Genomic DNA, 23,142 nt, shown 5'->3' with positions numbered 1-23,142 from the left:
TTACACCTCCGCTATCATTTTTTGATATTCAGGACCTTCTTCGCCTAAAACAAGCTTAGTCCCGTCTATTTTAAAAGGAGGTATGTCAAGTGGTCTTGGCGGTGGTCCAAAGACATTTTTACCGCTTACATCAAACTCACCACCATGACAGGCGCATTTAAACAAGCCCTCACTTGGTGCAAAAGCTGGAATACAGCCCAAATGCGTGCAAAGTCCTATCACAACGGTATAAGCAGCATTATCTACGATCACATCTCTTTTGCTATCTTTTGCCATATTGGCATCTTTTTTGAGAATGAAGATAGGCTTTTTACGCCATTCTATCGTTCTTAACTCCCCTTCTTGCATGGGTGAAAGATCCACCGTCGTAAAGCCAGCTGCACGAACGCTTGGTAAGGGATCCCAAGTCTTTTTCATCGCCACAAGGCTAAAAGCCCCGCCCACAGCAGCTACAGCACCAAAGCTCAAACCTATAAAGCTTCGCCTACTTTCTGAAGTAGCCATGTTTTTTCCTTTCTTATTTTGTCTAAAAATTTACAATACTTATAAGTGTAGCGAAAATTAAATAAATTTTTTCTTTTTCTTGTGATTTTAAAATATAAGAAAGTATTATATACCACAATTTTATAAATTATAAAAGCAAAATATGCAAAAAGCACATTTGGAACATTTTTACTAAAAATTTGGTTTAATTAAAAATTTGTTATAATTTTTTAAACCAACAACAAAAAGGATAGCAAACGATATGAATCAAAAAGAACTGATAGCAAATTTTAAAGAAAAAGCTGAGCTTTCATGGCTTTGTTTTCAAGATCTTAGGGTAAAAAATTTTAAAGGTTCGGTAAGCGCTTTGCAGGCTGAGGATTTTTGGCAAAATTATGATTTGCTTGATTTTGAAGATGATAAAAGTTCTGGTTTTAGTGCGAGTTTATTGCAACATAAAACAAGTTTAGAATTGATCATGGCTATTCGAGGAAGTAAGTTTGAAAGTAGCGATATAGATCTTGCAAAGCTTTTTAGCATAAAAAATCTTGATGATTTAGCCAGCGGGCAATTTTTGAAAAAGGATTTTGCTGCAGACTATGAAATAGCAACGGGTCGTATTTGTCAAGCACATTATGAAAGTCTTATTCATTTTTATCTTAAAAATAAGCCGCGTATTACAGGTGCTTTAAGTGTTTGTGGCTCATCTTTGGGTGGGGCTTTAGCACAAATGCTTTGCTTAAGTTTTGATGAGAGCGAATTTAAAAGTCTTTATACCTTTAATGCACCAGGAGTTACAAGCTTAGTTCCACCTTATACTGAGATAATAAAACTAGAAGAAAATTTTGACATACAAGCTTTTATGAGTTCTTACACCCCTTATTTTCAGTTTAAAGATAAGACGCAGATATTTCAAAATATCCAAGAAGAGCTTGAAAAGCTTAAAGAGCAAAAATACTTTTCTTATGTAGCTATATCAGCTTTTGATAAAAAGCCATTTTGCGTTAAGCTAGAAGAGGGTTTGGCTTTAGCTTATATGCGTTTGATTGAAAATTATCATTTTTTTACTCAAAATAAAAAAGCAAAAATAAGCTTAAATCATCAAATTTTTCACCTAGAAAGCACAGAAAATCTTTACAACACTAAAGGACAAAAACTCCAAACCATAGAAAGTTCTATCTTTGAGGCTATTATTTCTCGTTTAAATATCAAATTAGGCTTTAATCATATCAATAAAGCTTGCGAGCCCTTGAAGCTTTATAGCATTAATATAGGAAAAAAGGCTCATTCTATCATTCCTTTTGCAAAGACACTTTATTTGTTTTCTTATCTTAAAGAAAATGAACTTGATACTATAGAAAAGCTTAATATAGCGATGATTTTAGCCAATAAATTTGAGCTTGAAAGAAACAATTATGAGGATATGAAAAGCTATAAAAATGATAAAAATAAAGACAAAATAAGCTTAAAATCCCCTATGAAAGTTATTCTTGAAGATATTATGCAACAAGTTATGCACAATGCAAATTTGAAAAAAGACTTTGAAAGCGTTTATAAAAAAGAGATTGGCGACGTAAAAAACTTTGTAAAAGAAGAAAATTTTATCGATATTTTGCTTTGTTTAGAAAGGGCAAAGATATTTTTAAAGCCTAGCTTTGTTTAAAATAAGGCTTTTTGATAAAAGTCTTACTCAAGTGCGTTGAATGCTGAGTTTAAGAGCATTATTTTCTTGTGTGAAAGTATAACTAAGCTCATCACTTTGAAAAGAAATTTCTTGTTTTATTTTGGCTGAATTTGGTTTTTCGTGAAGTTGCCTAAGCATTAAGCCAAGCTCTTTTTGGGCGAGTATTTTTAAAGACATACCCATACCGTGATTTAAATTTTTAATAAATTTACCATCAACCTCACTTTCATCTTCTATCATGATTAACTTTGCCTTAAAGCCTAAATTTTCAAGCTTTTCAAAAAGCTCTATTTTAACACTTGGTGGCATAAAATCAAAATCTTGTGCTGAGTGATACGACACGATCAAGGGCTTTTTATGCAAAGCTTGGGTGTGTAAATGCTCATCATCTAAGATATTGCGGATTCTATGATATGCGTTTTTGAAGTGATTTTTAGAGTATTGATTTGAAGTAAAATGTGTCTTGGTTGATCCTGAAATAACAAGATGTTGATACCAAGAATGTAAAGAAAATTCAGCTTGCGTGATATAATCAAGCTCTTTTAAAAAGCCAAAAAGCCTTAAAGGAATTTGAATATAAGCTGAATTTTCGATCACGCCATCGATTAGCCATGGAGCGATTTTCGCACACAAAAGTGCCAAATAGCCGCCATGAGATGACCCAAAAGCAATGATTTTTGCCTCTTTTGCAAGTTCAAAAGGTGGATTTTGGCTTTTATATACAAAAGAGCATTACAAATATCCATAGCCTGCATAAGCCCAAAGTTTTGATACTCATTTTTGCGCGGATTTAAGCTTGTATGAATGTAAAGTTTAGCATCTTCTTTAAGTTCTTTTGCGTCTTTAAGCATTTGCATTTGTGCGCTTAAGTCATTAAACACCCTTTTAATATCAGCTTGCGTAAGTTCATCTTGGCTGAGCTCTTGTGGCACTTTTATCTTAAGAGCTTCGCACGCACTTTGAATAATTAAGCGATCTATCGTATCAAAATAAAATTTCGCTCCAGTTTGCGGACGAGAGCCTATACAATGATAATCCACGCTTAAAACAGCTACATTATACTCTTTAACCAAAAATTCACTTAAATGCTTGATATATTCTTCATCATTATCCTCGCCAAGTCCAGCGATAAAGATAAATATATCCTTCATCTGCTTTTCATCATCAAAATACACCTTAAATTCAAGCTTATTTTCTCTTTTTATATCAAGCTCTATATCATCACAACTTTGTATTTCATAATGCTTTGTAAGGATCATTTCTCAGCCTTTTTGCTTCTCATCTTAAGATAAATTTGCAAAATATCAATGGCTGCTGGAGTGATACCGCTGATCTGTGAGGCGGCAAATAATGTTGGTGGAGCAAATTTGACAAGCTTTTCAACCACTTCATTGCTTAGCCCACTAATGCCTTTAAAATCAAAATCACTTGGAATTTCAAGCTCATATAAGCTTTTCATCTTTTGAATTTGATCTTTTTGCATGCTGATGTAGTGATAATACTTTGCCTCGCTTAAAATTTCATTTAAAGAATATTCATCCATTTGTTCAAAAATCAAACCAAGCTTTTTAAGTTTTTCTTTAGTAAAACTAGAGCGAGCCACTATCTTTTGCAAGGAGATGATGGAGCTTATCTTTTCTTCATTTATACTGGCTAAAAACTCGTTGTTTTGGGTATTTGGCGTCCATTCATTTTCTAGTAGATAGTTTAAGCCTTTGTGTAAATTTGACTTGATATTTTGAGTGAAGTTAAAATCTGCCTCATTTAGAAGCTTAAAATTATAACCATAATGAGAAAGTCTAACAATAGCATTTTCCTCGCGTAAAAGCAAGCGGTATTCAGCCCTTGAAGTAAACATTCTATAAGGTTCTTTTGTGCCTTTTATAACCAAATCATCTATCATCACACCTATATAGCCCTCATCTCGCCTTAATATAAAGGCTTCTTTTTCATCAAGGGCTAAAACAGCATTAATGCCAGCCATAAAACCTTGTGCCGCAGCTTCTTCATAGCCTGTAGTGCCATTAATCTGTCCTGCGAGGTAAAGCCCTTTTATGTTTTTTGTTTCAAGGCTGTGTTTAAGCTGGGTTGGTTCAGCATAATCATATTCTATAGCATAACCAAAACGCGTTATTTTAGCATTTTCAAAGCCTTGTATGCTTTGAAGCATAGCTACTTGCACCTCATAAGGCAAGGAGGTTGAAAAGCCGTTGATATAGTATTCTGTAGCTTCTTTAGTTTGTGGCTCGATGAAAAGATGATGACTTGTTTTATCAGCAAAGCGGTTGATTTTATCTTCAATAGAAGGACAATACCTAGGACCCACGCCCTCAATCTGTCCTGTAAAAAGTGGTGCTTTATCAAAATTTGAGCGTATGATATGATGTGTTTGCTCGTTTGTACGTGCTATAAAGCAAGGAAGTTGCTTTGGAGCAAAGTTTTTGGTGCGAAAGCTAAAAGGTTTTGGCTTTTCATCGCCATGCTGAATTTCAAGCTTTGAAAAATCAATACTTGAAGCTGCCACCCTAGGACAAGTGCCTGTTTTGAGTCTACCAAGAGTAAGTCCTAAGTCTTTTAAAGAGTGAGAGAGCTTATAAGAAGGCATTTCTCCAACCCTGCCAGCTTCTATTTTTTGCGTGCCAACATGGATAAGCCCACTTAAAAAAGTCCCTGTAGTGATGATGAGTTTTGAGCTAAAATATACATTATGTAAGTTTGTCTTTACACCTTTGATCTCGCCGTTTTGGCTTAGAATTTCTAGGGCTTGTTCTTGAGAAATTTGTAAATTTTTTAAGGCAAAAAGCTTGTTTCTAGCGATGATTTTATAACGATCCATATCAATTTGAGCGCGCGAGCCTCTTACAGCTACGCCCTTGCTTTCATTAAGAATGCGAAACTGAATGCCAGCCTCATCAGTGATCTCACCCATAAGCCCACCCATAGCGTCAAGCTCTTTGACTAAATGTCCTTTAGCAAGTCCACCAACAGCTGGATTGCAACTTGCTGCACCGATTTGTTCTATAAGTGTGGTTAAAAGTAGGGTTTTTTTACCCATTCTAGCAGCAGCTGCACTTGCTTCAATGCCTGCATGTCCTCCACCTATAACGATAATGTCAAAAGTATGCAATTTTTTTCCTTTTAAAATGCAAAATTTAGAATATATACTATGTGTTTGTTTTAAACCATTTTTCCGTATTTTGTTTTTTAGCACCTTGTACGCAAGTTTTAAAGGTGCTGTTTTGCTTGAATTATGCTTAAATAAGGCTAAAATTAAGCACTTAAGCGGAAGAAATTGTAGCTGATTTTACTTTTAAAAGTTCTTAATGTATGTGAAAATAAGTAGCAAAGTATAAAACAAAAAACAAAAAAGGGTAAGAAACTTATGAGAAAACACCGAGCTTTTATCACAAAAGAAGCAAATAGCACTTTCAAAATATTTTTTAATCTGCAAGAGCTATTTTAAAATAGCTCTCATAAATGCTTAATGCACTGAAATTTGATCTTTGATTTGCTCAAAAACTTTATCGCCTATGCCTTTGACTTTTTTCAACTCTTCGACAGAAGTGAAGTTTTGATCTGCCCTATATTCAAGTATAGCTTTAGCCCTTGTTTCACCTATACCCTTAAGAGCTTTTAACTCTTCTAAGCTTGCTGTATTGATATTTACAGCTGCACATAAAAAGCCCACAAAGGCAAACAAGAAAAATAGAATTTTCTTCATCTTCACTCCTTCAAAATTTTGATAATTAAAAATATTATTTCATAAACTTACTTAAAAAGAAGTGCGAAAATGAAAATGAGTTAAATTTATGTAAAAAACTTACCAAAGGTTACATTTTTTAAGCTTGATTTATCACAGCAAGAATTTTTTCACATACTCTTCTTGGTTCTTTATCTTTATAAATAGGGCGTCCAACGACTATAAAATCGCTTAGAGCAATTTTAGCAAATTCAAGATCAGCCACTCTTTTTTGATCATCATTTGCTTCTTTAAAAGGACGAATGCCCGGCGTTAGGGTAAGAAATTTTTCATTGGTATGCTCTTTAATCATCTTACTTTCAAAAGCCGAACACACCATGCCATCAAGTCCAGCTTCATAGGCAAGCCTTGAAAAGCTAACAACTGCTTGATTGATATCTTGCTTATAAATTTGCTTAAAGCTTTGTTCATCAAAGCTTGTAAGAGCTGATACGCCTAACACTAAAGGGCGAGAAGGAAGGGTGTTTAAAGTATCCATACACTCACTTAATGCTGTTTTTCCAGCGCTTGCATGCAAATTTATCATATCAACTCCTAAATTTGCAAGCTCTTTGCAAGCATCACTCATAGTATTTGGTATATCATAAAGCTTTAAATCTAAAAAAAGCTTAAAATCAAGCTTTTTAAGCTCCTCAAGCAAAGCTTTGCCATCTCTATAAAAGCTTCTCATACCCACTTTCAGCCATAGACTAAGCCCTTGTAGCTCTTTGGCTAATTTTATGCACTCATTAAAACTTGCCACATCAAGCGCTACACAAAGTTTCATTTTTTCGCCTTTATAATCGTATCAAGCACAGCATTAATGAGCTTTGAGGAGTTTTCATTGCCAAGTTCTTTGCCAAGTTCTATGGCTTCATTAATGATGATAGCTTTATCTGTATCACTAAAAAGCAGTTCATACACACTTAAACGAAGTATCGCAAGTTCTACTTTACTGAGGCGATCAAATTCTTTAAGATTGGCTTGCAAATTCGTATCTAAGGCATTTAAATTCGCTTTTACACCATCATATAAAGCCAGAGCAAAGCTTTTTTGCTCGTTGCGAATTTTATTTTGTTCTAAAAATTCATCGATAAAAGCTTGATTTTCTCCGCTTAAATCGCTTGCATAAAGTAGCGAAACCACACTTTTTCGTGCTTGATGACGCGTCGCCATTTTAGCCCTTGAAGCTTTGTTTGAGATTTAGAATTTCTATTAAAGTTGTCATCGCCTCAAAGCCTTTATTTCCAGCTTTTGATCCGGCTCGCTCGATAGCTTGCTCGATAGTATCAGTAGTAAGCACGCCAAAACTTACCGGCACTTGATGTGCCAAGCTTACATTGGCTATACCCTTAGTCGTTTCAGCTGAAACATAGTCAAAATGGGGTGTTGAGCCACGAATAACTGCTCCAACGCAAGCTATAGCGTCAAATTTCTTGCTTTCAATCGCCATTTTAAGCACGAAAGGGATTTCAAAGGCTCCGGGCACAAGTATGAGGCTGAGATTTTCTTCCTTGCCTCCATGTCTTAAAAAAGCATCCTTTGCTCCCTCAACCAAACGATCAGTGATGATGTGATTAAACCTTGCATTGATGATAGCGATTTTTTCACTTCCTTTAAGGGCTAGTTTTCCTTCTAAAATTTTCATTAATAATTCTCCTTAATTAAGCTAAATAAACGCAAATTCTAGCACAATTTAAACTAAAAATTGCTGAATTTAACTATGTATAATAATGGTACTACTCATTCTTGTTTTAAAATTTTAATTACTAAAATTTATTTATTAATCAAAGGCAACTTATAGTAATTTTTTAGTAATTTTCTATATTCCAAATTTCAAAAAATTCTTTTATTAGTCTTTCTGTGCGCTTAGAAATTTCCTCCTCATTCCATTGCTCTATATCAAGCAACTCTTTTGTGATAAGCAAATCAGCACAACTTTTTATATATTTATCTTCTTTTCCATTCCCGTTAAGTTTTATTTTCCAAGAACTATTTTTTATAGTGCTATTAAGCGAACGTGTTAGCAAAGTCATATTGCCAATTTGATAAATTAAGCTTCTAGCATACTCTTCATTTTGTCCTATATTTTCCCAGTTATTTTGCCATTTTTGAGGCATTAAATGTTCTAGGGTATATTCATAGCAAAGTTCTATAATATCTTGCTTATTTTTATTTTTAAACCGTCTATAAAGTTCAATCCAAAATAAAACTAAAGTAGCTTTGCCATTTTTAATATTAAAATCTTTAGAGATTAAAGATTCTTTGACTTTATCTTGTTTTGGTATTTCATCTTTTAAATTATTTAAGATTGAATCGTATGCATTATTTTTATTAATTATTTGAGCAAGTTTTGCAAAAATTTTATTATAACCTTTGGTTGTGGAAGCACAAAGCCATCGATACAAAATAAAACATTCTAATAATTTAAAACATAAGTGTAAATTTTCTTTATCTTTTAATATTGCTTTCAATTTGAGAAGTAAAGGGGCAATTGTATTTGTTTCTGTAATTTTTAAGATGTGAAATAACTTTAATTCAGGATTTTTAAAATTTAAGGTCATATTTTTATCGATTTTTGGAAAATCTTGGTAAATCAAAGCATATTCTTTCAATTTTTGTAAAAACTTTTTTAAACTGTCTTTATTGAAATTTTTAATTTGTTCCTTATATAAATTACTTAAATATTCAAGAGAACTATCTGCATCAAAAAAACCTTCTATTACGGCAAAAGCATGCAGAAATATTTCGCTTCTTGTTCGTTTTACTCTACCGGTAGAAAGCTCTTCTTGCCAAAAATCAATTGTATTTTCTACTTCAAATATATCTTCCCAGTACTCTTTATAAAGTTCTTCATAGTTTGTTTCTAGTGCTATAGCTTTATCAAAGAGTGCATTTTTAATAATATCACTTGCAGTAAGTTTTACTCCTGTGCTATTAATAGAGTCAAAGATTTGTTGTTCATCTTCATCTTTTTCTAAATTAATGACAACCCAAAGTTGGGAATTTAAAATATAATCTAAAAATTTTCTTGACTCTTCTAATCCTTCTACCCTTATTGTAAAATATTGATAGCACGCATGAAGTCTACTCTTTTCATTTTTTTCTATGGAATTGAAATTTGTAGCTTTTAAAATTCTATCAAAACTAATTTTGTCAATTTTAGAATGTTCAATTTTTGCATTTTTGTCTTTTGTTGGTCTTCTATAAAGATAGTTCGCATAATCTGCTTTATCGCCATCATCAAGCTTATCATAAAGTGCTTTAACAAGAATGGAAAAACTTGTGAGTCTTTGTTGCCCATCAATGAGACTTCTTTTAGAGCCTTCACCTGCATTTGTTGTTAGCTGTTTAAGAATGATAGAGCCTAAAAAATGTTCTTTTTGCCTTTTAAAACTCTCTAACAAATCATCAAAAAATTGTTCCCATTGTTCTTCTTTCCAAACATACGCTCTTTGAAAAAAAGGGATTATAATGAGTTCTTCATTTTGCATAAACCCAAAATTACTTTCATTTGCCTTCATGAATATTGTCCTTATTTTAAATATCTAATTTTTTCATCTATGTCCAAAAGCAGATTTACACAAGCTTTTAGCCTAGCTGGAGTGAGTTGATTATCCCCGTCACATAAAGCTTCACAAGGGTTTATATGGGTTTCAAAGAAAAAGCCATCAACGCCAACTGCAGCAGCAGCTCTTGCTAGAGGCTCTATAAATTCGCTTTTTCCACTGCTTTTTCCTCCGCCAAGTCCGGGCATTTGCACGCTATGTGTAGCATCAAACACCACAGGAGCAAACTCACGCATGATAACTAAACTCCTCATATCCACGACTAAATTCCCATAACCAAAGCTTGAGCCTCGCTCTGCTACAAAAACGCCATTTTTTGCAGCTGCTTCATAGCCTTCATTTACTTCGCCTCTTGTTTGAAGCACTTTTTTTACGCTGTATCTAATGTCATTTGGGCTTAAAAATTGTCCTTTTTTGATATTTACCTTTGCTCTTGTTTGTGCTGCTGCGACAAGCAAGTCAGTTTGTCTGCATAAAAAGGCTGGAATTTGAAGCACATCTACTACCTCAGCTACAGGTTTTGCTTGACTGCTTTCGTGTATATCAGTAAGGATTTTCATACCAAATTCAGCTTTTACAGCCTCTAAGATACGCAAACCTTCATCAAGTCCTACCCCTCTAAAGCTTTCTATGCTGGTGCGATTTGCCTTATCAAAGCTTGATTTAAAATAAAAGTCTATCTTTTCGTCATTTGCCAAGTCCTTTAAAGCCTCAGCCACGCTAAAAACAAGCTCTTTACTCTCTATCGCGCAAGGTCCAGCTATAAGTATCATCTTTTGCATTTTACTTCCTTTTTACTAAAATAAGTCCTCCAAAAATAATGCCTATTATACCCATAAAAACCATAAAACTTGGTAAATCATCACCCAAAAATAAGCCTATGATTAAAGAAAAAACAACATCTAAATAACTCACTCCAGCCACTATTCCAGCTTTTTTAGCCACTCCATACGCTTTGGTAATATGAATTTGATAAATGGTGCCTAAAACGCCCATAATGATGATAAATATCCACGCTTTTAAGCTTGGTATAACAAAAGGAGCGATGATAAAATCAAGCTCTTTTGGAGCGTAAAATTCGCCTACAAGCATAGAAATAGCAGGCATTATCGCGCCTATAAGTATAAAAGAAAAGGCGATTTTTTCTGTAGGATAAAATTTTCTAAGCTGTCTTACACTAGTCAGTGCTAGGGCTGCGAAAAACCCGCTAAGCACGCCTAAACTTGAGTTTTTTAGATCAAAACCAGTGTGATTAGCAGTGTTTGCCCAAGGTTGAGATACGAGCAAAACGCCCCCAAAGGCGATAAGTATGGCAAAAATGCCCTTTAAGCCTATATTTTCTTTAAAGACAAAAAAAGCGATAAGTGTGATGAAAATGGGCGAGGTTTTTTGAAAGGCAAACGCCCCACCTAAAGAGATATGAGATACATTATAAAAAAACAGATACAAAGAAAGTGTGCCAACAACACCACGAAACACCAAAAGCCAAAAATGCCCCTCTTCTTTGTGAATTTTAAGCTTACTAATCATATAAAGCATAAAAAAAACGCCTATGATATTGCGAAAAAACATAATTTCTATGCTTGGCAGTTCTTCGCTTAAGATTTTTGCGCACGCTCCAACTAAAGCAAAGTCAAGACAAGCTATCACCATAAAATACACGCCTAAATTATGTTTTATCACTCTTAGCATTTTTTTCCTTTTTTTTAAAAAAGCTTCATTATAACTAAGCTTTATGAAATTTTTGCTTTAAATTTGGTGGTAATTTTTAAACAAATTTTTTATGAGATATAAAATCAATCAAGTATAGCAAAAAAGATAATAAATATATTATCAAGAACAAATAGCATAAAAACTGGGATTACAAAAAAAGTGATAAACATAAAAACAAAAAATCGCACTAAGGTTTTAGCAAATTCTTTGCGTTTAAGCTTTAAGATAAAAGGATCAAAATGCAACTCATCAAAGTCTTTAAAAGCCTTTGCAAAACGTGCATAAAAGATATTGTGGCTGTGATTTAAAAGCAAATTTTGGGTATTTTGCTTGGCAAAGTCTTTAAAATACTCTATAAATTTAAGAGCGTTTTTTAAAGGAAGAGCCTTTGGAAATTCCTGTATTTCTTGCCAAACTTCATCTTTGAATTTAAAGACTTTTTGCTGATTAAGATTGATTTTATATAAAGTTTCATTTCTTTCATATTCATAAAAGATTACAAACTCATTTTTAGCAAGGATAATGAGGGTTTTTCTTAGATTAAAAAAGGGATTAAGCCTTAAAACAAGGCTTACAAAAGCTTGCACGAGCAAAGAAAGAAAAATGACTAAAATACAATCTGTTAGAAAATAATCCAGTGGTTCTACCTTTGCAGGTATTCCTCGCGACATTTCTAAGGCTGCAAGAAAGCTAAAACATACTAGGCTTATAAAAAAAGGCTTCATTCTTTTGCTTTATTTAAATTCCTTGTAAAATACATCGCAAGATATAGAGCAAACATAGCGATAATACTTCCTATAAGCAAGGCAAAATCACTTTGATACAGCATTAAAAGCAAGCAAATATACAGCATTAAAAGCACCGCGCACATAAGCAGGGCAAAGCTTTTTTGCCCTAGCACGCTTAAGGTATAAAGGCTGATTGGTAAAATCACACATAGGCTTGAGATACAATACGCACTCAAAAAGCCCAAATGCTCGCTAAAAGATAAAAGCGTAAGATAAAAGATCACCAAAGATGCCCCAACTAAAGCGTATTGGATCAAAAGGATTTCTTTTTTAGATACTAGCTCACATAAAAATAAAGTCAAAAGCGTTAAAGCGATGAAAAAATAAGCGTATTTTATACTTCTTTCAATCAAGCGGTATTCATTAATGCTATCATCATGTAAGACAATCCTTACACGCTCTTGTCCGCTTGATTTAAGATCATAATTAGCATTAAAGCCATTTTTATCGATACTATAACTTTGTGGTAAAAACTTTTCAAAGCTTGGTGAAGTGTGGTTTGAGTTTATGATGATATGTCTTTCTACGCCACCAAAGAAGAAGTCTAGCTGGTTTGCAGTTTTAAATTCAAACCTCATTTGCACTTTAAACTCTACACCTTTATCTTGCAGATCGCTTTGATCTTGTAAATTTAAATCAAAACCTATTATACCTCCATCGTTTCTTAAGTCTTTTAAATCTATTAACTTGCCATTGATTTCTAGCTTTGTATTTTTAGCTTTTAAAGAATCAATCGAAAAATAAGATATAGAGTTGTCTAATTGTATCGTGCCTCTTTGAGCTTGATAGTCTTTAAACTCGTCTTTGCTTAGGATAAAACTTGCATTTACATCCACAAAAGCATTGCCAACAAAGGCTTTATAAAGCCCTTTGCTTCTTTGCTGCCTTTGCAAATTTACAAAGACTTCAAGTTCATCAGGGCTGTAAGTTTTTGCCAAAGCATCTGCTTTATTAGAATGCAATGAAAGCAATGGAGTAAGCTCAAAAACTTCTTGTCCATTCCAAGAGTCACTTATCTCCTCTTGCACTTTTTTAGCTGAAGTTAATCTTTCTTGCAAAATATCATCAGTAAAAAATAAAGGCACAAGCAAGCCAAAAGAGATCAAAAAGAGCCAAAATGCCTTTAGACTATAAGTTGTTAAGTTTTTTTGTTTTTGATTTTGCTCAAAATACTCTTGCAAATTTGACATTTTTAGCCTTTAAATTATGAAATTCAAGGCAAAATTATAACCAAAACTAGCTTAAATTTAAGACAAATTTTATATAATCATAAAAAAATATAACTTAGGAAAAAAATTGCAAAAAATCATACTCATAGGCAAACCAAATGTTGGTAAATCAAGCCTTTTTAATAAAATCATCAAAAAACGTCTAGCCATAACTAGCGATATAGCAGGCACGACAAGAGATACAAACAAGGCAGAGTGTGAAATTTTGGGTAAAAAAGCCTTGCTTATCGATAGTGGTGGGCTTGATGAGAGTAATGAGCTTTTCAAAGCTGTGCAAAAAAATACACTAAAAAGAGCTCAAAATGCTGATATTATTCTTTATCTAGTTGATGGTAAAAAACTGCCTGATGATGAGGATAAAGCCTTTTTTTATAAGCTTAAAAAGCTAAATAAGCCTATGGCTTTAGTGATTAATAAGGTAGATAATAAAAAAGATGAAGAAAGAGCTTGGGAATTTGTAAATTTTGGGCTCAAAGAAATTTTTAATATCTCTGTAGCTCACAACACAGGCTTTGATGAACTTTATGAATGGCTTGCTTCTTTACTTCACGAGCCTTTTTTACAAGCTGATGAAGAAGAAAATTTAGAGGATTTTTTAGAACATTTTGAGCAAAATCAAGAAGGAGAATTTGAGTTTAAAAATATCGATGAAAATCACATCAAAGTTGGTATAGTAGGACGCGTAAATGTTGGTAAATCAAGTCTTTTAAATGCTTTAGTTAAAAGCGAGCGAAGTGTAGTAAGTGAAGTGGCTGGAACCACCATTGATCCAGTGAATGAAAGCTTAGAATATAAGGGTAAAATCATAGAATTTGTAGATACTGCAGGCATTAGAAAAAGAGGGAAAATCGCTGGACTTGAACGCTTTGCCTTAAACAGAACTGAAAAAATGCTAGAACAAGCACAAATTGCTCTTTTAGTGCTTGATTTAAACGAGGGCTTTAATGAACTTGATGAACGCATAGCTGGGCTTATCAGCAAGCATTATCTAGGCGTTATCATCGTGCTTAATAAAATCGATATTAGCGAGTATGAATATGATAAAGTCATCAAAGAACTTAAGCTTGATCGCTTTAAATTCCTTGCCTTTGCACCAATTATTAGCATATCAGCCAAAAGTGGTAAAAGAGTGGGGAATTTGCTTGATAAAATCCTAGAAGTCTTTGAAAACTTCACCCAAAAAATCCCTACTTCAAAGCTAAACGAACTTATACAAAATGCGACAAAAGCTCACCCCTTACCGCATGATAAGGGAAAATTAGTTAAAATTTATTATGCGGTGCAGTATGACTTAGCTCCACCAAAAATAGCCCTTGTGATGAACCGTCCTAAAGCCTTGCATTTTAGTTATAAGCGTTATTTGCAAAATCAAATCCGCAAGAGCTTTAAGTTAGACGGCGTGCCTTTAATCCTAGCCAGTCGTAAAAAAGGCGAAAAAGATGAAGCATAATATCATCTTAATCGGCTTTATGGGTTGTGGCAAAAGTACCATAGCTAAGGCTTTAGCTAAAAAGCTTAATTATAAACTTTTAGATACAGACGCCTTTATAGAGCAAAAAAATCAAGCTAAGATTAAAGAACTTTTTGAAACTAAGGGCGAGGACTTTTTTAGAAATGAAGAAAAAGCCCTAGCACAAGAATTACACAATTTCAAAAACTATGTCATCGCCACAGGTGGAGGCTTTCATAAGGCTTTGCTTGAGGATAATAACCAATATGTGGTGTATTTAAAAGCTCATTTTAACTATATCAAAGCTCGTTTAAGCAAAACTAGCCTTGAAAAACGCCCCTTGTTTAAAGATGAAAAAAAAGCAAGAGCACTTTACAAAGAAAGGCTAGCAGAGTATGAAAGCAAGGCAAATTTAATCATTTGCACCGAACACAAAAGCGTTTTACAAATCGTTACAGAAATCATGAAAGGGTATAAATGAGAATTTTAACAGGAATTCAGCCAAGTGGAAATTTGCATTTGGGAAATTATTTTGGCTCGATTAAAGCCATGCTTGAGGCTCAAGATAAGGAGGATATGTTTATTTTCATCGCTGATTATCATGCAATGACAAGCGTGCAAGATGGCACAAAGCTTTATGAAAACAAACTTAAGGCTGCTGCGGCTTTTCTTGCGCTTGGTATAGATGAGAACAAATGCACTTTTTGGCTGCAAAGTGATATTAAAGAGGTTTTAGAGCTTTACTGGATACTTTCTCAATTTACGCCTATGGGACTACTTGAACGTGCTCATAGCTTTAAAGACAAGATAGCAAAGGGCTTAAATGCAAGTCATGGGCTTTTTTCTTATCCTGTTTTAATGGCAGCTGATATTTTGCTTTTTGAACCAAAACTCGTGCCAGTAGGAAAAGATCAAGTCCAACACCTTGAAATCACACGCGATATAGCCTTGAAATTCAACAATGAATTTGGCGAGGTTTTTAGCTTACCTGAAGCCTTAACTGATGAAGTTTTAGCTGTGGTGCCAGGAACTGATGGGGCTAAGATGAGTAAAAGCTATAAAAATACTATCGATCTTTTTGCTGAAGAAAAAACCCTTAAGAAACAAATTTCAGCTATTATTACAGATAGCACCTCCCTAGAAGAGCCAAAAGACTGGCAAACTTGCAATGTTTTTGCCTTAGCTAAGCTTTTTTTAGATGAAGCTGGGCAAAATGAGCTTAAAGCAAGGTATGAACGAGGGGGCGAGGGCTATGGGCATTTTAAGCTGTATTTAAATGAACTTGTACTTGAGTATTTCAAGGAAGCAAGAGAGAAATTTCAAAAACTTATCAATGATGAAAAAAAACTTAAGGAAATTTTAGAATTTGGAGCAAAAAAAGCAGGTAAAATCGCCAAAGAAAAAATGCAAACAATTTATGCTAAAATAGGACTTTAGGAGAAAAAATGCTAGATTTAAAAGCCTTAGAAAAAGATTTTGAAACTATAGCTTTAAAGCTTGAAAACAAAGGTGTTTCAAAGCAAGTTTTAGGCGAGCTTAAAGAGCTTTTTAAAGAGCTTAAAAAACAAAGAGAAGACTTAGAAAATTTACAAGCCTTTCAAAATAAATTCTCAAAAGAGCTTGCAAGTGCTGAAAATAAAGAAGAATTAAAAGCAAAACTAAGCCAAAATAAAGCCAAGATAAGCACACAAAATGAAAAGGTAAAAGAGCTTGAAACAAGCCTTGAAGAACTAGCCTTTGGTGTGCCAAATATCCCTGATGAAAGCGTTATTATAGGCAAAGATGAGAGTGAAAATATCGAGCTTAAAAAGGTGCTTGAGCCAAGAAAATTTGACTTTGAGCCAAAAGAGCATTTTGAGTTGGGCGAAAAGCTTGATTGGCTTGATTTTACAAGGGGAGTAAAGCTAGCTGGTAGCCGTTTTTGCGTGCTTAAAAATGAAGCTGCCCTGCTTAATAGGGCTTTGATAAATTATATGATAGATTTTAACCGCTCAAGGGGCTTTGAGCTGGTAAATGTGCCCTTTTTAGCTAATGCAAACACTATGTTTGGCACCGGACAATTACCTAAATTTAAAGATGATATGTATAAGATAGAAGATGAGGATTTATATCTTATCTCAACGAGCGAGATTGCCCTAACCAATCTTTTCAATGATGAAATTTTAAAGGCTGAGGATTTACCTATCAAAATGACAGCTTATAGTGCTTGCTTTCGTAAAGAAGCAGGTTCAGCAGGACGTGATACAAGGGGCATGATAAGACAGCACCAGTTTGAAAAAGTGGAGCTAGTAAGCATCACTAAGCCTAGTGAAAGTGAGGCGGTGTTTAATGAAATGCTTGAGTGTGCGAGTGATTTGCTTAAAAGCTTAGGTTTAGCCCACCGCCATGTGCTTCTTTGCACCGGTGATCTTGGCTTTAGTGCAGCAAAAACTATCGATCTTGAAGTATGGCTGCCAGGACAAAATAAATACAGAGAAATTTCCTCAGTATCAAACTGCAAAGATTTTCAAGCCAGAAGAGCAAAAATCCGCTTTAAAAATGAAGCTGGCAAAAATGAACTCGTGCATACGCTCAATGGCTCAAGCCTAGCAGTAGGACGAACCTTAATCGCCATCATGGAAAATTATCAAGAAAAAGATGGCAAGATCAGTGTGCCTGATGTTTTAAGAAAATACCTTTAAAGGATACAAATGGCTGAAGAAGAGGTCATACTTAAAGAAAAAGAAGAAACAAGCGGTGGCTTTTCAAGAAGCGGTGGTGAAGAAAATGGCTCTGGTTTTTCAAGGAGTGGGGGTGAAAAACAAGATGATTCAAGCTTTGAAGAAGCTCCAAGGGAGAAAAAATGGTATGAAGATACTAAATTTGTCTTTATGCTAGCCGTTTTACTCGGTGTTGTAGCTATCTTGCTTGTCGTTTTATCTTTTTTATCCTCCCAAAAAAGCGAACCTAGCGGAGTGATCATTCCCACAACGCCACAAGCTCCTCAAGCTAGTGTTGATAATGAAAGCCTTCAATTTGATATGAGTAAAATGGATAGTATGATACAAAAGGCAAATGCTTTATACTTGCAAGGTGAAAGAGAGCAAGCCTTACAAGTTTATGAACAAATCGCCCTTTATAGCGAGGCTTTATCAAATTATAATCTTGGCGTTTCTCAAATGAATCAAAATAATTACGCTCTTGCGCTTGAAAGCTTTAAAAAAGCTATTGAGGGCAATGAAAACCAAACTGTTTCAGCCATAAATGCTGCTGTATGTGCCTTGCACCTTAATGATATAGCTAAATTCCAGTATTATCTTGATCTTGCTTATGTGTATTTGCCAAATGAAGGCAATTCTAAGCTTTTTAATTATTATTTAAGCCTCATTAATTACTATAAAGGCTTTTATCCAGAAGCCTTGCAAATGCTCCAGCTTACAAATGATGAAAGTTATGTGGATAATGCGAGGTATTTAAGTGCAAAAATTTATGCAAAAATGGGACTTGATGCCAAAGCTTTAGAAAATTTACAAAAACAAGGGAATTTCGAATCAAGCCTTTCTCAAGGACTAATTTATGCAAGAATGGGAGATTATGCTAGAGCAAAAACTGCACTAGAAAGGTCTTTAAAGATTGACAAAGAACGCAACCAAAGCATAGCGGCTTTAAATTTGATCGATCTTAAAACAGGCAAATATCAAGATATGCTCTCAAGGATAAGAGCTTTTTATCAAGGTGCTGAAAAAACCACACTTGACACTTACAAAATAAAAGTAAGGCTTAAAAAAGAACTTTTTGATATACAAATCGCTCAAGATAATTTTTCTAAGGACTTTTTACAAGATAAAAAAGCCCAGGCGGATTTTTTGTTTTATTTTGCACCTTATCAAGTTTTTGACACCAAACAAGCTGCAAATTATATCAATAAAGCCAATGTTGTGGATTTTTTAGAGGATAAAAAAGATGGTATAGAGCTTTTAAACGCAAGCCAAATGCTTTCTTCTGTGAATGTTAAGCTTGCTAAAATCATCTCAAAAGTCTTTGAAAGTAAACTCAAAGAAGCAAATAATGATTTTAAAACTTTACTCAATAGCTACCAAGAACACAGCATTTTACACTATAATCTTGCTTTAAGCTATGCTCAACTTCAAAACTATGATCTTGCATATAAGCATTTTTCAAGTTCATATCATTTAGATCCAAAAAACTACGCAGCTGGAGCTTTTGCGGTGTTGACTGGAAATTTAAGCCAAAAAAGCACTATTAGACTTGTCAATGAAATCAACGAAAATATTAGCGTTGATGATGAATTTAAGGCAAATGTTTATCAAAATATCTTACTTTTTGCAAACAATGATAATGCCGCAATGCTTCCTTTTTTAGATGACAATACCGAATCAAGCCCTCTAAGCTTTATGCTTAAAAGCATTATCGCTAAAAACAATGGGCTTTATAATCAGATGGACGCACAGCTTGCAAGGCTTAAAAATGCTGCAAAAGATGATATTTTAGCTGATATCTTGCTTTTTAACGCTCAAAATTCAAATCTTAATATCAAAGAATACGCCCAAAATGCACAACTTCACTTTAAAAATATAGAACTCAATTATAAAGCTTTAGCTGGCGGAGCCAATCTCATCCGCGAAAACTATATAAACTTAATGCGAGTTTCAGGCTTACTTAATCAAGAAAGAGAAAAGATCAAAGAAGAACTCGCCTTAGGCATGCAAGATGAAGCTGGGCTAAGCGCTATTTTAGCGTATATGGATATTTATGCAGGGCTGTATGCAGAAGCATATGCTTTGTATGATACCTTAATCAATGATTTTAATCACAAAGACTCAACGACTTATTTTCTAGCCGCAGTTGCAGCCATTGGCTCAAACAACCCAAATGCTGCCATTGCGCTTTTAGAGCTTGCAAAGCTTGAAGATGAGAGCAACCAAGAAGCAAGAGTAGCTTTAGGCTTACTCTATCAAGAGGTGCAAAACTATGAGCCTGCTTTATATCATTACGGACAAGTGGAAAATAATTTTCAAAGTAGATTTTTTACTTTTGACTTAAGATGATTGTTTGTTTAAGTCTTATTTACTTATCTTAAATATAATAAGCGCCTTAAATCAACAATAAAGGAAAAAAATGAAAAAAATACTAACACTTAGCGCTGTGCTTGCATGTATGCTTCATGCTGAAATTTTAGTGTATGGTCCCGGTGGTCCTGCTCCAGTTTTAAAGGAACTTGCCTTAGAATTTGAACAAAAACACAAAGAAAAAGTAAATATCACAGCAGGACCAACTCCAGCTTGGATACAAAAAGCCAAAGCTGATGCTGATCTCATCTTTTCTGGCAATACCTCTATGATGGATAGCTTTATTAAAGCCATGCCAGATGAGCTTGAATATAAAAATATACAAGTCCTTAACATCCGCCCATCTGGCATTATAGTGCGCCCTAACAATCCTAAAAAGATTAAAAACTTTGAAGATTTGCTCAAAAAAAATATTAAAATCATGGTCGTTGATGGAGCTGGACAAGTAGGACTTTACGAAGATATGGCACTTAAAACTGGCAAAAGAGAAAATTTAGTCGCTCTACGCAAAAATATAGTTTTATATGCTAAAAATTCAAAAGAAGCTCTTGAAAGCTGGAATAATAATAAAAACATAGACGCTCTTATCATCTGGTCTCATTGGGCAAAAGTTTTAGAAGGTAAAGCTGAATTTGTGAAGTTAAGTGAAGAATCAGTCATTTATAGATCATCAGAAATTATCCCTACAAACAAGGGGCTAAAAAATAAAAAAGCACTTGAATTTGTGAAATTCATACAAAGCAAAGAAGCTCAAAAAATTTGGCAAAAATATGAATGGCTTGAAAAATAATTTTGAAGTTTATTAAATCCCCTAAAAAGGGGATTTCTTAAGCTTTGATATCTACAGCATTGCCGCCTAGCTCTTCTATCCTTGCGCTTACTTTTTCAATTGCCTTAGTAATAGTATCTTGGCTGATCTGAGGAAGAGCTGAACCCCACATCTTTTCAGCTTGTTTAAAGCCTTGCTTCATACCTTCAAAGCCTTTTTGAAGCTTTTCAAGATCATTACCAGCCCCTTGTATGACAAAATCAGCTATTCTATTTGCTGTATTTTCCACACCAAAAAAGCCATTTTCACCGATTAAAGCATTAAGCTCATTTTGATTCATCGACAAAGGATTTTTGCCTGTGTAGCCAATAGCTGCAAAATCAACATTTGAAAATGCTGTAGCTGCTTTTGCGATATTATCCGCACTGCTACCAAAATTCCCTAAAAGTCCTAAAACTCCACTTTGAGAGCTAAAATTTCCAAAACTTGAGCTAAACATTTCTTGCTGAAATTGAGCTATATAAAGCTGAGTAATACCTTTACCTCCGAGCTTTGAGAGCTTTTCTAGATTGTCTTTGCTTAGCTCACTTGTGTTTAAAGACTCCGTATTTTTTGCGCTTGTATCACTTGCTTTTTTAGCACTTGTTGCAACGCCTGAAGTCGTTGTTAAGGTCGAATCTACTTGCATCCTTTTTTCCTTCCCTTCCTTAAATTTCATAAAGTATAAGCAATATCGACAAAAAACAAAAAAGCTTTAGTATTTTTATTACGAATGATTAACTTAAGTGCTTTATAATTTTTACTTATATAACACAATTTATTCATAGAAATACTCCTTAAAAATGAGCCTTTGTTTGGATTAAAGTCCTTCAAAGGCTTTTTTTATCTCATCTTTTTCATCTTTGAGTTTTTGTTTTTGGGCTTTATACTCATTTTTACTCATCATAGATTTGTTATTTTCAAGTACTTTAAGCTGAATTTCAAGCGCTTTTAGTCTTTGTTCTTTCTCAAGCTTATTTTGAGCCTTTTTATCATAAAAAAGTGGATCGCTTGCGCAATCTTCTTGAATTTGTTTGATTACAAATTCAAGCTTTTTACTCTGCGCTTCGTTTTTGTGAAGTTTGGCAAATTCAAGTTCTTTGTTAAGCTCTTTAAGCTTAAGTTCGCATTGAGTGTTTGCAAAAGCAAGACTTGCAGTTAAGATACTTAAAGCTACAACTTTCATCATTTCATCTCCTTTTTTTAGGCTAAATTTGCTTTGACTTTTTCAAATAATGCCAAAACTTTACTTTGAATGTCCTTAGCCTGTTCTAAACTTGTAGCTTCAAAGCGAGTGATGAGGTAAGGGCTGGTATTTGAAGCACGCAGCAAAGCCCAACCATAGCCAAAATCAATCCTTGCTCCATCAATCTCACAAAGTCCTTTCACGCCCTCAAGCTCACCTTTTTCAACTGCTTTTTTAAAAGCCTCCACAAGTGCAAATTTCTCCTCTTCACTGACTGCGATTTTAAGCTCATCACTAGTATAAAGCTTTGGCAAAGAAGTGATCATACCCTCTAAATCAAAACCCTTGTGGATAAGCTCAAGAGTGCGTAAAAAGGCATAAATTCCATCATCATAGCCAAAATATCTATGTTTAAAAAAGATATGTCCGCTTACTTCAGCGGCTAAGTCTATGTTTTGCTCTTTCATCATTTTTTTGATATTTGAATGCCCTGTTTTTCCCATGAAAATTTCACCAAATTTTCCTACCTCATCAAAGAGATTTTTTGAGCATTTTACCTCGCCTAAAACGCGTGGATTTGGGATATTTTTAGCAAACAAATAACAAAGCTCATCCCCACAAAAAATATGTGTTCTACTCAAAGCCACCATTCTATCAGCGTCCCCATCAAAAGCAAAGCCTATATTTAGGCTTTGATCCTCTCTTAAAAGCTCTTGCAGGGCTTGTAAATTTTCTTTTTCAGTTGGATCAGGAGCGTGGTTTGGAAACTGTCCGTTTGGCTCTGCAAAAAGCACTTTTGGCTTTAAATTTAAAGCCTTCATCAAAGGCTCTATCACAACCCCACTTGCTCCATTAGCACAATCAATAGCAAAATTATATTCAAAGCCCTTTAAATGCTTAAATTGCTCGCTCATAAAATGTATATATAAACTCAATATATCATACTCTTCACAGCTTTCATTTGTAGGAATTTCCTCATCTAAATGAGCCTCAACTTCCTTGCCAAAGGCTTTTAACTCAGCTCCAAAAAAGCTTTCTTTGCCTATAGTGATCTTAAAACCATTATAATCTTTTGGATTATGAGAGCCAGTAATCATAATATTTGCATCAAATTTTAAGCCCTCATAAAGCGAAAAATACCCAAGCGGAGTAGGCACAAGCCCAAGTTTATACACTTTAATGCCAGCTTTGTTTAAGCCACTTACAAGATAGCTAAAAAACTCTTCATTACTATACCTTGCATCATAACCAACACTGACATTTTTACACTTTTTCTCAAGCATTTTAAGCCCTAGTAAAAAGCCTATGACTTTAACACTTTTTTCATTAAGCTCTTTGCCATAAAGCCCTCTTATATCATACTCTCTAAAGATCACGCTTAGCATTTTTATCCTTTTTTCTTAAATTTTCTTTGAAATACAAAC

The 23,142-nt window shown here is 34.2% G+C and carries 23 protein-coding genes; 7 read left to right on the top strand and 16 right to left on the bottom strand.

From position 1 onward, the window contains the following. Complete coding sequence (gene petA, locus CQA38_RS03510; RefSeq protein WP_137632598.1) at window positions 1-504, bottom strand: ubiquinol-cytochrome c reductase iron-sulfur subunit; 504 nt, start codon at window positions 502-504, stop codon at window positions 1-3. 241 nt (window positions 505-745) lie between these two features. Between petA and CQA38_RS03505 the strand changes: the two genes are divergently transcribed. Further along, the gene (locus CQA38_RS03505; RefSeq protein WP_137632597.1) at window positions 746-2,146 is read left to right on the top strand and encodes a hypothetical protein; all 1,401 of its coding nucleotides are present in this window, start codon (window positions 746-748) and stop codon (window positions 2,144-2,146) included. A gap of 27 nt (window positions 2,147-2,173) precedes the next feature. Here CQA38_RS03505 and CQA38_RS09410 read toward each other — a convergent pair whose 3' ends face one another. From CQA38_RS09410 to CQA38_RS03445, 12 genes are all read right to left on the bottom strand, one after another. Further along, window positions 2,174-2,809, bottom strand: coding sequence for a DUF2920 family protein (locus CQA38_RS09410; RefSeq protein WP_283202089.1), 636 nt, complete (start codon window positions 2,807-2,809; stop codon window positions 2,174-2,176). Beyond that, complete coding sequence (locus CQA38_RS09405) at window positions 2,773-3,426, bottom strand: DUF2920 family protein (protein WP_137632595.1); 654 nt, start codon at window positions 3,424-3,426, stop codon at window positions 2,773-2,775. Before CQA38_RS09405 ends, CQA38_RS09410 begins: the two co-directional genes overlap by 37 nt. Next, window positions 3,423-5,294 (bottom strand): tRNA uridine-5-carboxymethylaminomethyl(34) synthesis enzyme MnmG, encoded by a 1,872-nt coding sequence (gene mnmG, locus CQA38_RS03490; RefSeq protein WP_137632594.1) that lies wholly within the window; start codon window positions 5,292-5,294, stop codon window positions 3,423-3,425. Before mnmG ends, CQA38_RS09405 begins: the two co-directional genes overlap by 4 nt. A 354-nt stretch (window positions 5,295-5,648) precedes the next feature. Further along, on the bottom strand, window positions 5,649-5,888 hold the full coding sequence (locus tag CQA38_RS03485) for a ComEA family DNA-binding protein (protein ID WP_137632593.1): 240 nt from the start codon (window positions 5,886-5,888) through the stop codon (window positions 5,649-5,651). A 118-nt stretch (window positions 5,889-6,006) separates the two neighbouring features. After that, a complete protein-coding gene (gene pyrF / locus CQA38_RS03480) occupies window positions 6,007-6,693 on the bottom strand; it encodes an orotidine-5'-phosphate decarboxylase (protein ID WP_137632592.1) in 687 nt (228 codons plus the stop codon). Continuing rightward, window positions 6,690-7,082, bottom strand: a complete 393-nt coding sequence (gene nusB / locus CQA38_RS03475) for a transcription antitermination factor NusB (protein ID WP_137632591.1) — start codon at window positions 7,080-7,082, stop codon at window positions 6,690-6,692. The genes pyrF and nusB overlap by 4 nt, the downstream gene beginning before the upstream one ends. Window position 7,083: 1 nt before the next feature. After that, window positions 7,084-7,554 (bottom strand): 6,7-dimethyl-8-ribityllumazine synthase, encoded by a 471-nt coding sequence (gene ribH, locus CQA38_RS03470; RefSeq protein WP_137632590.1) that lies wholly within the window; start codon window positions 7,552-7,554, stop codon window positions 7,084-7,086. Window positions 7,555-7,717: 163 nt separating this feature from the next. After that, window positions 7,718-9,430 carry a DUF262 domain-containing protein gene (locus CQA38_RS03465; RefSeq protein ID WP_137632589.1) on the bottom strand — a complete coding sequence of 571 codons (1,713 nt, stop codon included), beginning with the start codon at window positions 9,428-9,430 and terminating at the stop codon, window positions 7,718-7,720. An 11-nt stretch (window positions 9,431-9,441) separates the two neighbouring features. After that, window positions 9,442-10,257: a 3-deoxy-8-phosphooctulonate synthase gene (gene kdsA, locus CQA38_RS03460; RefSeq protein WP_137632588.1), complete on the bottom strand. Its 816-nt coding sequence runs from the start codon at window positions 10,255-10,257 to the stop codon at window positions 9,442-9,444. 1 nt (window position 10,258) lies between these two features. Next, window positions 10,259-11,167 carry a DMT family transporter gene (locus CQA38_RS03455; RefSeq protein WP_137632587.1) on the bottom strand — a complete coding sequence of 303 codons (909 nt, stop codon included), beginning with the start codon at window positions 11,165-11,167 and terminating at the stop codon, window positions 10,259-10,261. Between the two features lie 104 nt (window positions 11,168-11,271). Continuing rightward, window positions 11,272-11,913, bottom strand: coding sequence for a hypothetical protein (locus CQA38_RS03450; protein ID WP_137632586.1), 642 nt, complete (start codon window positions 11,911-11,913; stop codon window positions 11,272-11,274). Beyond that, window positions 11,910-13,166: an inner membrane CreD family protein gene (locus tag CQA38_RS03445; RefSeq protein WP_137632585.1), complete on the bottom strand. Its 1,257-nt coding sequence runs from the start codon at window positions 13,164-13,166 to the stop codon at window positions 11,910-11,912. Before CQA38_RS03445 ends, CQA38_RS03450 begins: the two co-directional genes overlap by 4 nt. 106 nt (window positions 13,167-13,272) lie before the next feature. Here CQA38_RS03445 and der point away from each other — a divergent pair, with 106 nt between their 5' ends. The 6 genes from der to CQA38_RS03415 all read left to right on the top strand — a co-directional run bounded on the left by der (window position 13,273) and on the right by CQA38_RS03415 (window position 20,514). Beyond that, a complete protein-coding gene (gene der, locus CQA38_RS03440) occupies window positions 13,273-14,655 on the top strand; it encodes a ribosome biogenesis GTPase Der (RefSeq protein ID WP_137632584.1) in 1,383 nt (460 codons plus the stop codon). After that, window positions 14,645-15,136, top strand: a complete 492-nt coding sequence (locus CQA38_RS03435) for a shikimate kinase (RefSeq protein ID WP_137632583.1) — start codon at window positions 14,645-14,647, stop codon at window positions 15,134-15,136. Before der ends, CQA38_RS03435 begins: the two co-directional genes overlap by 11 nt. Continuing rightward, a complete protein-coding gene (gene trpS, locus CQA38_RS03430; protein ID WP_137632582.1) occupies window positions 15,133-16,092 on the top strand; it encodes a tryptophan--tRNA ligase in 960 nt (319 codons plus the stop codon). Before CQA38_RS03435 ends, trpS begins: the two co-directional genes overlap by 4 nt. Window positions 16,093-16,100: 8 nt before the next feature. Beyond that, window positions 16,101-17,336, top strand: a complete 1,236-nt coding sequence (gene serS / locus CQA38_RS03425) for a serine--tRNA ligase (RefSeq protein ID WP_137632581.1) — start codon at window positions 16,101-16,103, stop codon at window positions 17,334-17,336. A 9-nt stretch (window positions 17,337-17,345) separates the two neighbouring features. Further along, window positions 17,346-19,703 carry a tetratricopeptide repeat protein gene (locus CQA38_RS03420; protein ID WP_137632580.1) on the top strand — a complete coding sequence of 786 codons (2,358 nt, stop codon included), beginning with the start codon at window positions 17,346-17,348 and terminating at the stop codon, window positions 19,701-19,703. Between the two features lie 70 nt (window positions 19,704-19,773). After that, the gene (locus CQA38_RS03415) at window positions 19,774-20,514 is read left to right on the top strand and encodes an extracellular solute-binding protein (RefSeq protein ID WP_137632579.1); all 741 of its coding nucleotides are present in this window, start codon (window positions 19,774-19,776) and stop codon (window positions 20,512-20,514) included. A gap of 37 nt (window positions 20,515-20,551) precedes the next feature. On the opposite strand, the gene CQA38_RS03410 is transcribed toward CQA38_RS03415, so the two are convergent. From CQA38_RS03410 to CQA38_RS03400, 3 genes are all read right to left on the bottom strand, one after another. Next, window positions 20,552-21,181, bottom strand: coding sequence for a hypothetical protein (locus CQA38_RS03410; RefSeq protein ID WP_137632578.1), 630 nt, complete (start codon window positions 21,179-21,181; stop codon window positions 20,552-20,554). A gap of 171 nt (window positions 21,182-21,352) precedes the next feature. Beyond that, window positions 21,353-21,721, bottom strand: coding sequence for a DUF1090 family protein (locus tag CQA38_RS03405; protein ID WP_137632577.1), 369 nt, complete (start codon window positions 21,719-21,721; stop codon window positions 21,353-21,355). A gap of 14 nt (window positions 21,722-21,735) precedes the next feature. After that, entirely contained in the window at window positions 21,736-23,103 is a 1,368-nt protein-coding gene (locus CQA38_RS03400; protein ID WP_137632576.1) for a phosphomannomutase/phosphoglucomutase, read from the bottom strand. Window positions 23,104-23,142 lie beyond the last annotated feature (39 nt).

Origin of the sequence: Campylobacter sp. MIT 12-5580 (assembly GCF_005406235.1) — a bacterium.
In the GTDB taxonomy this organism is placed as follows: Bacteria; Campylobacterota; Campylobacteria; order Campylobacterales; family Campylobacteraceae; genus Campylobacter_D.
Note: the sequence above shows the minus strand (reverse complement) of the source record. Positions and strands in the feature narration are given on the sequence as shown.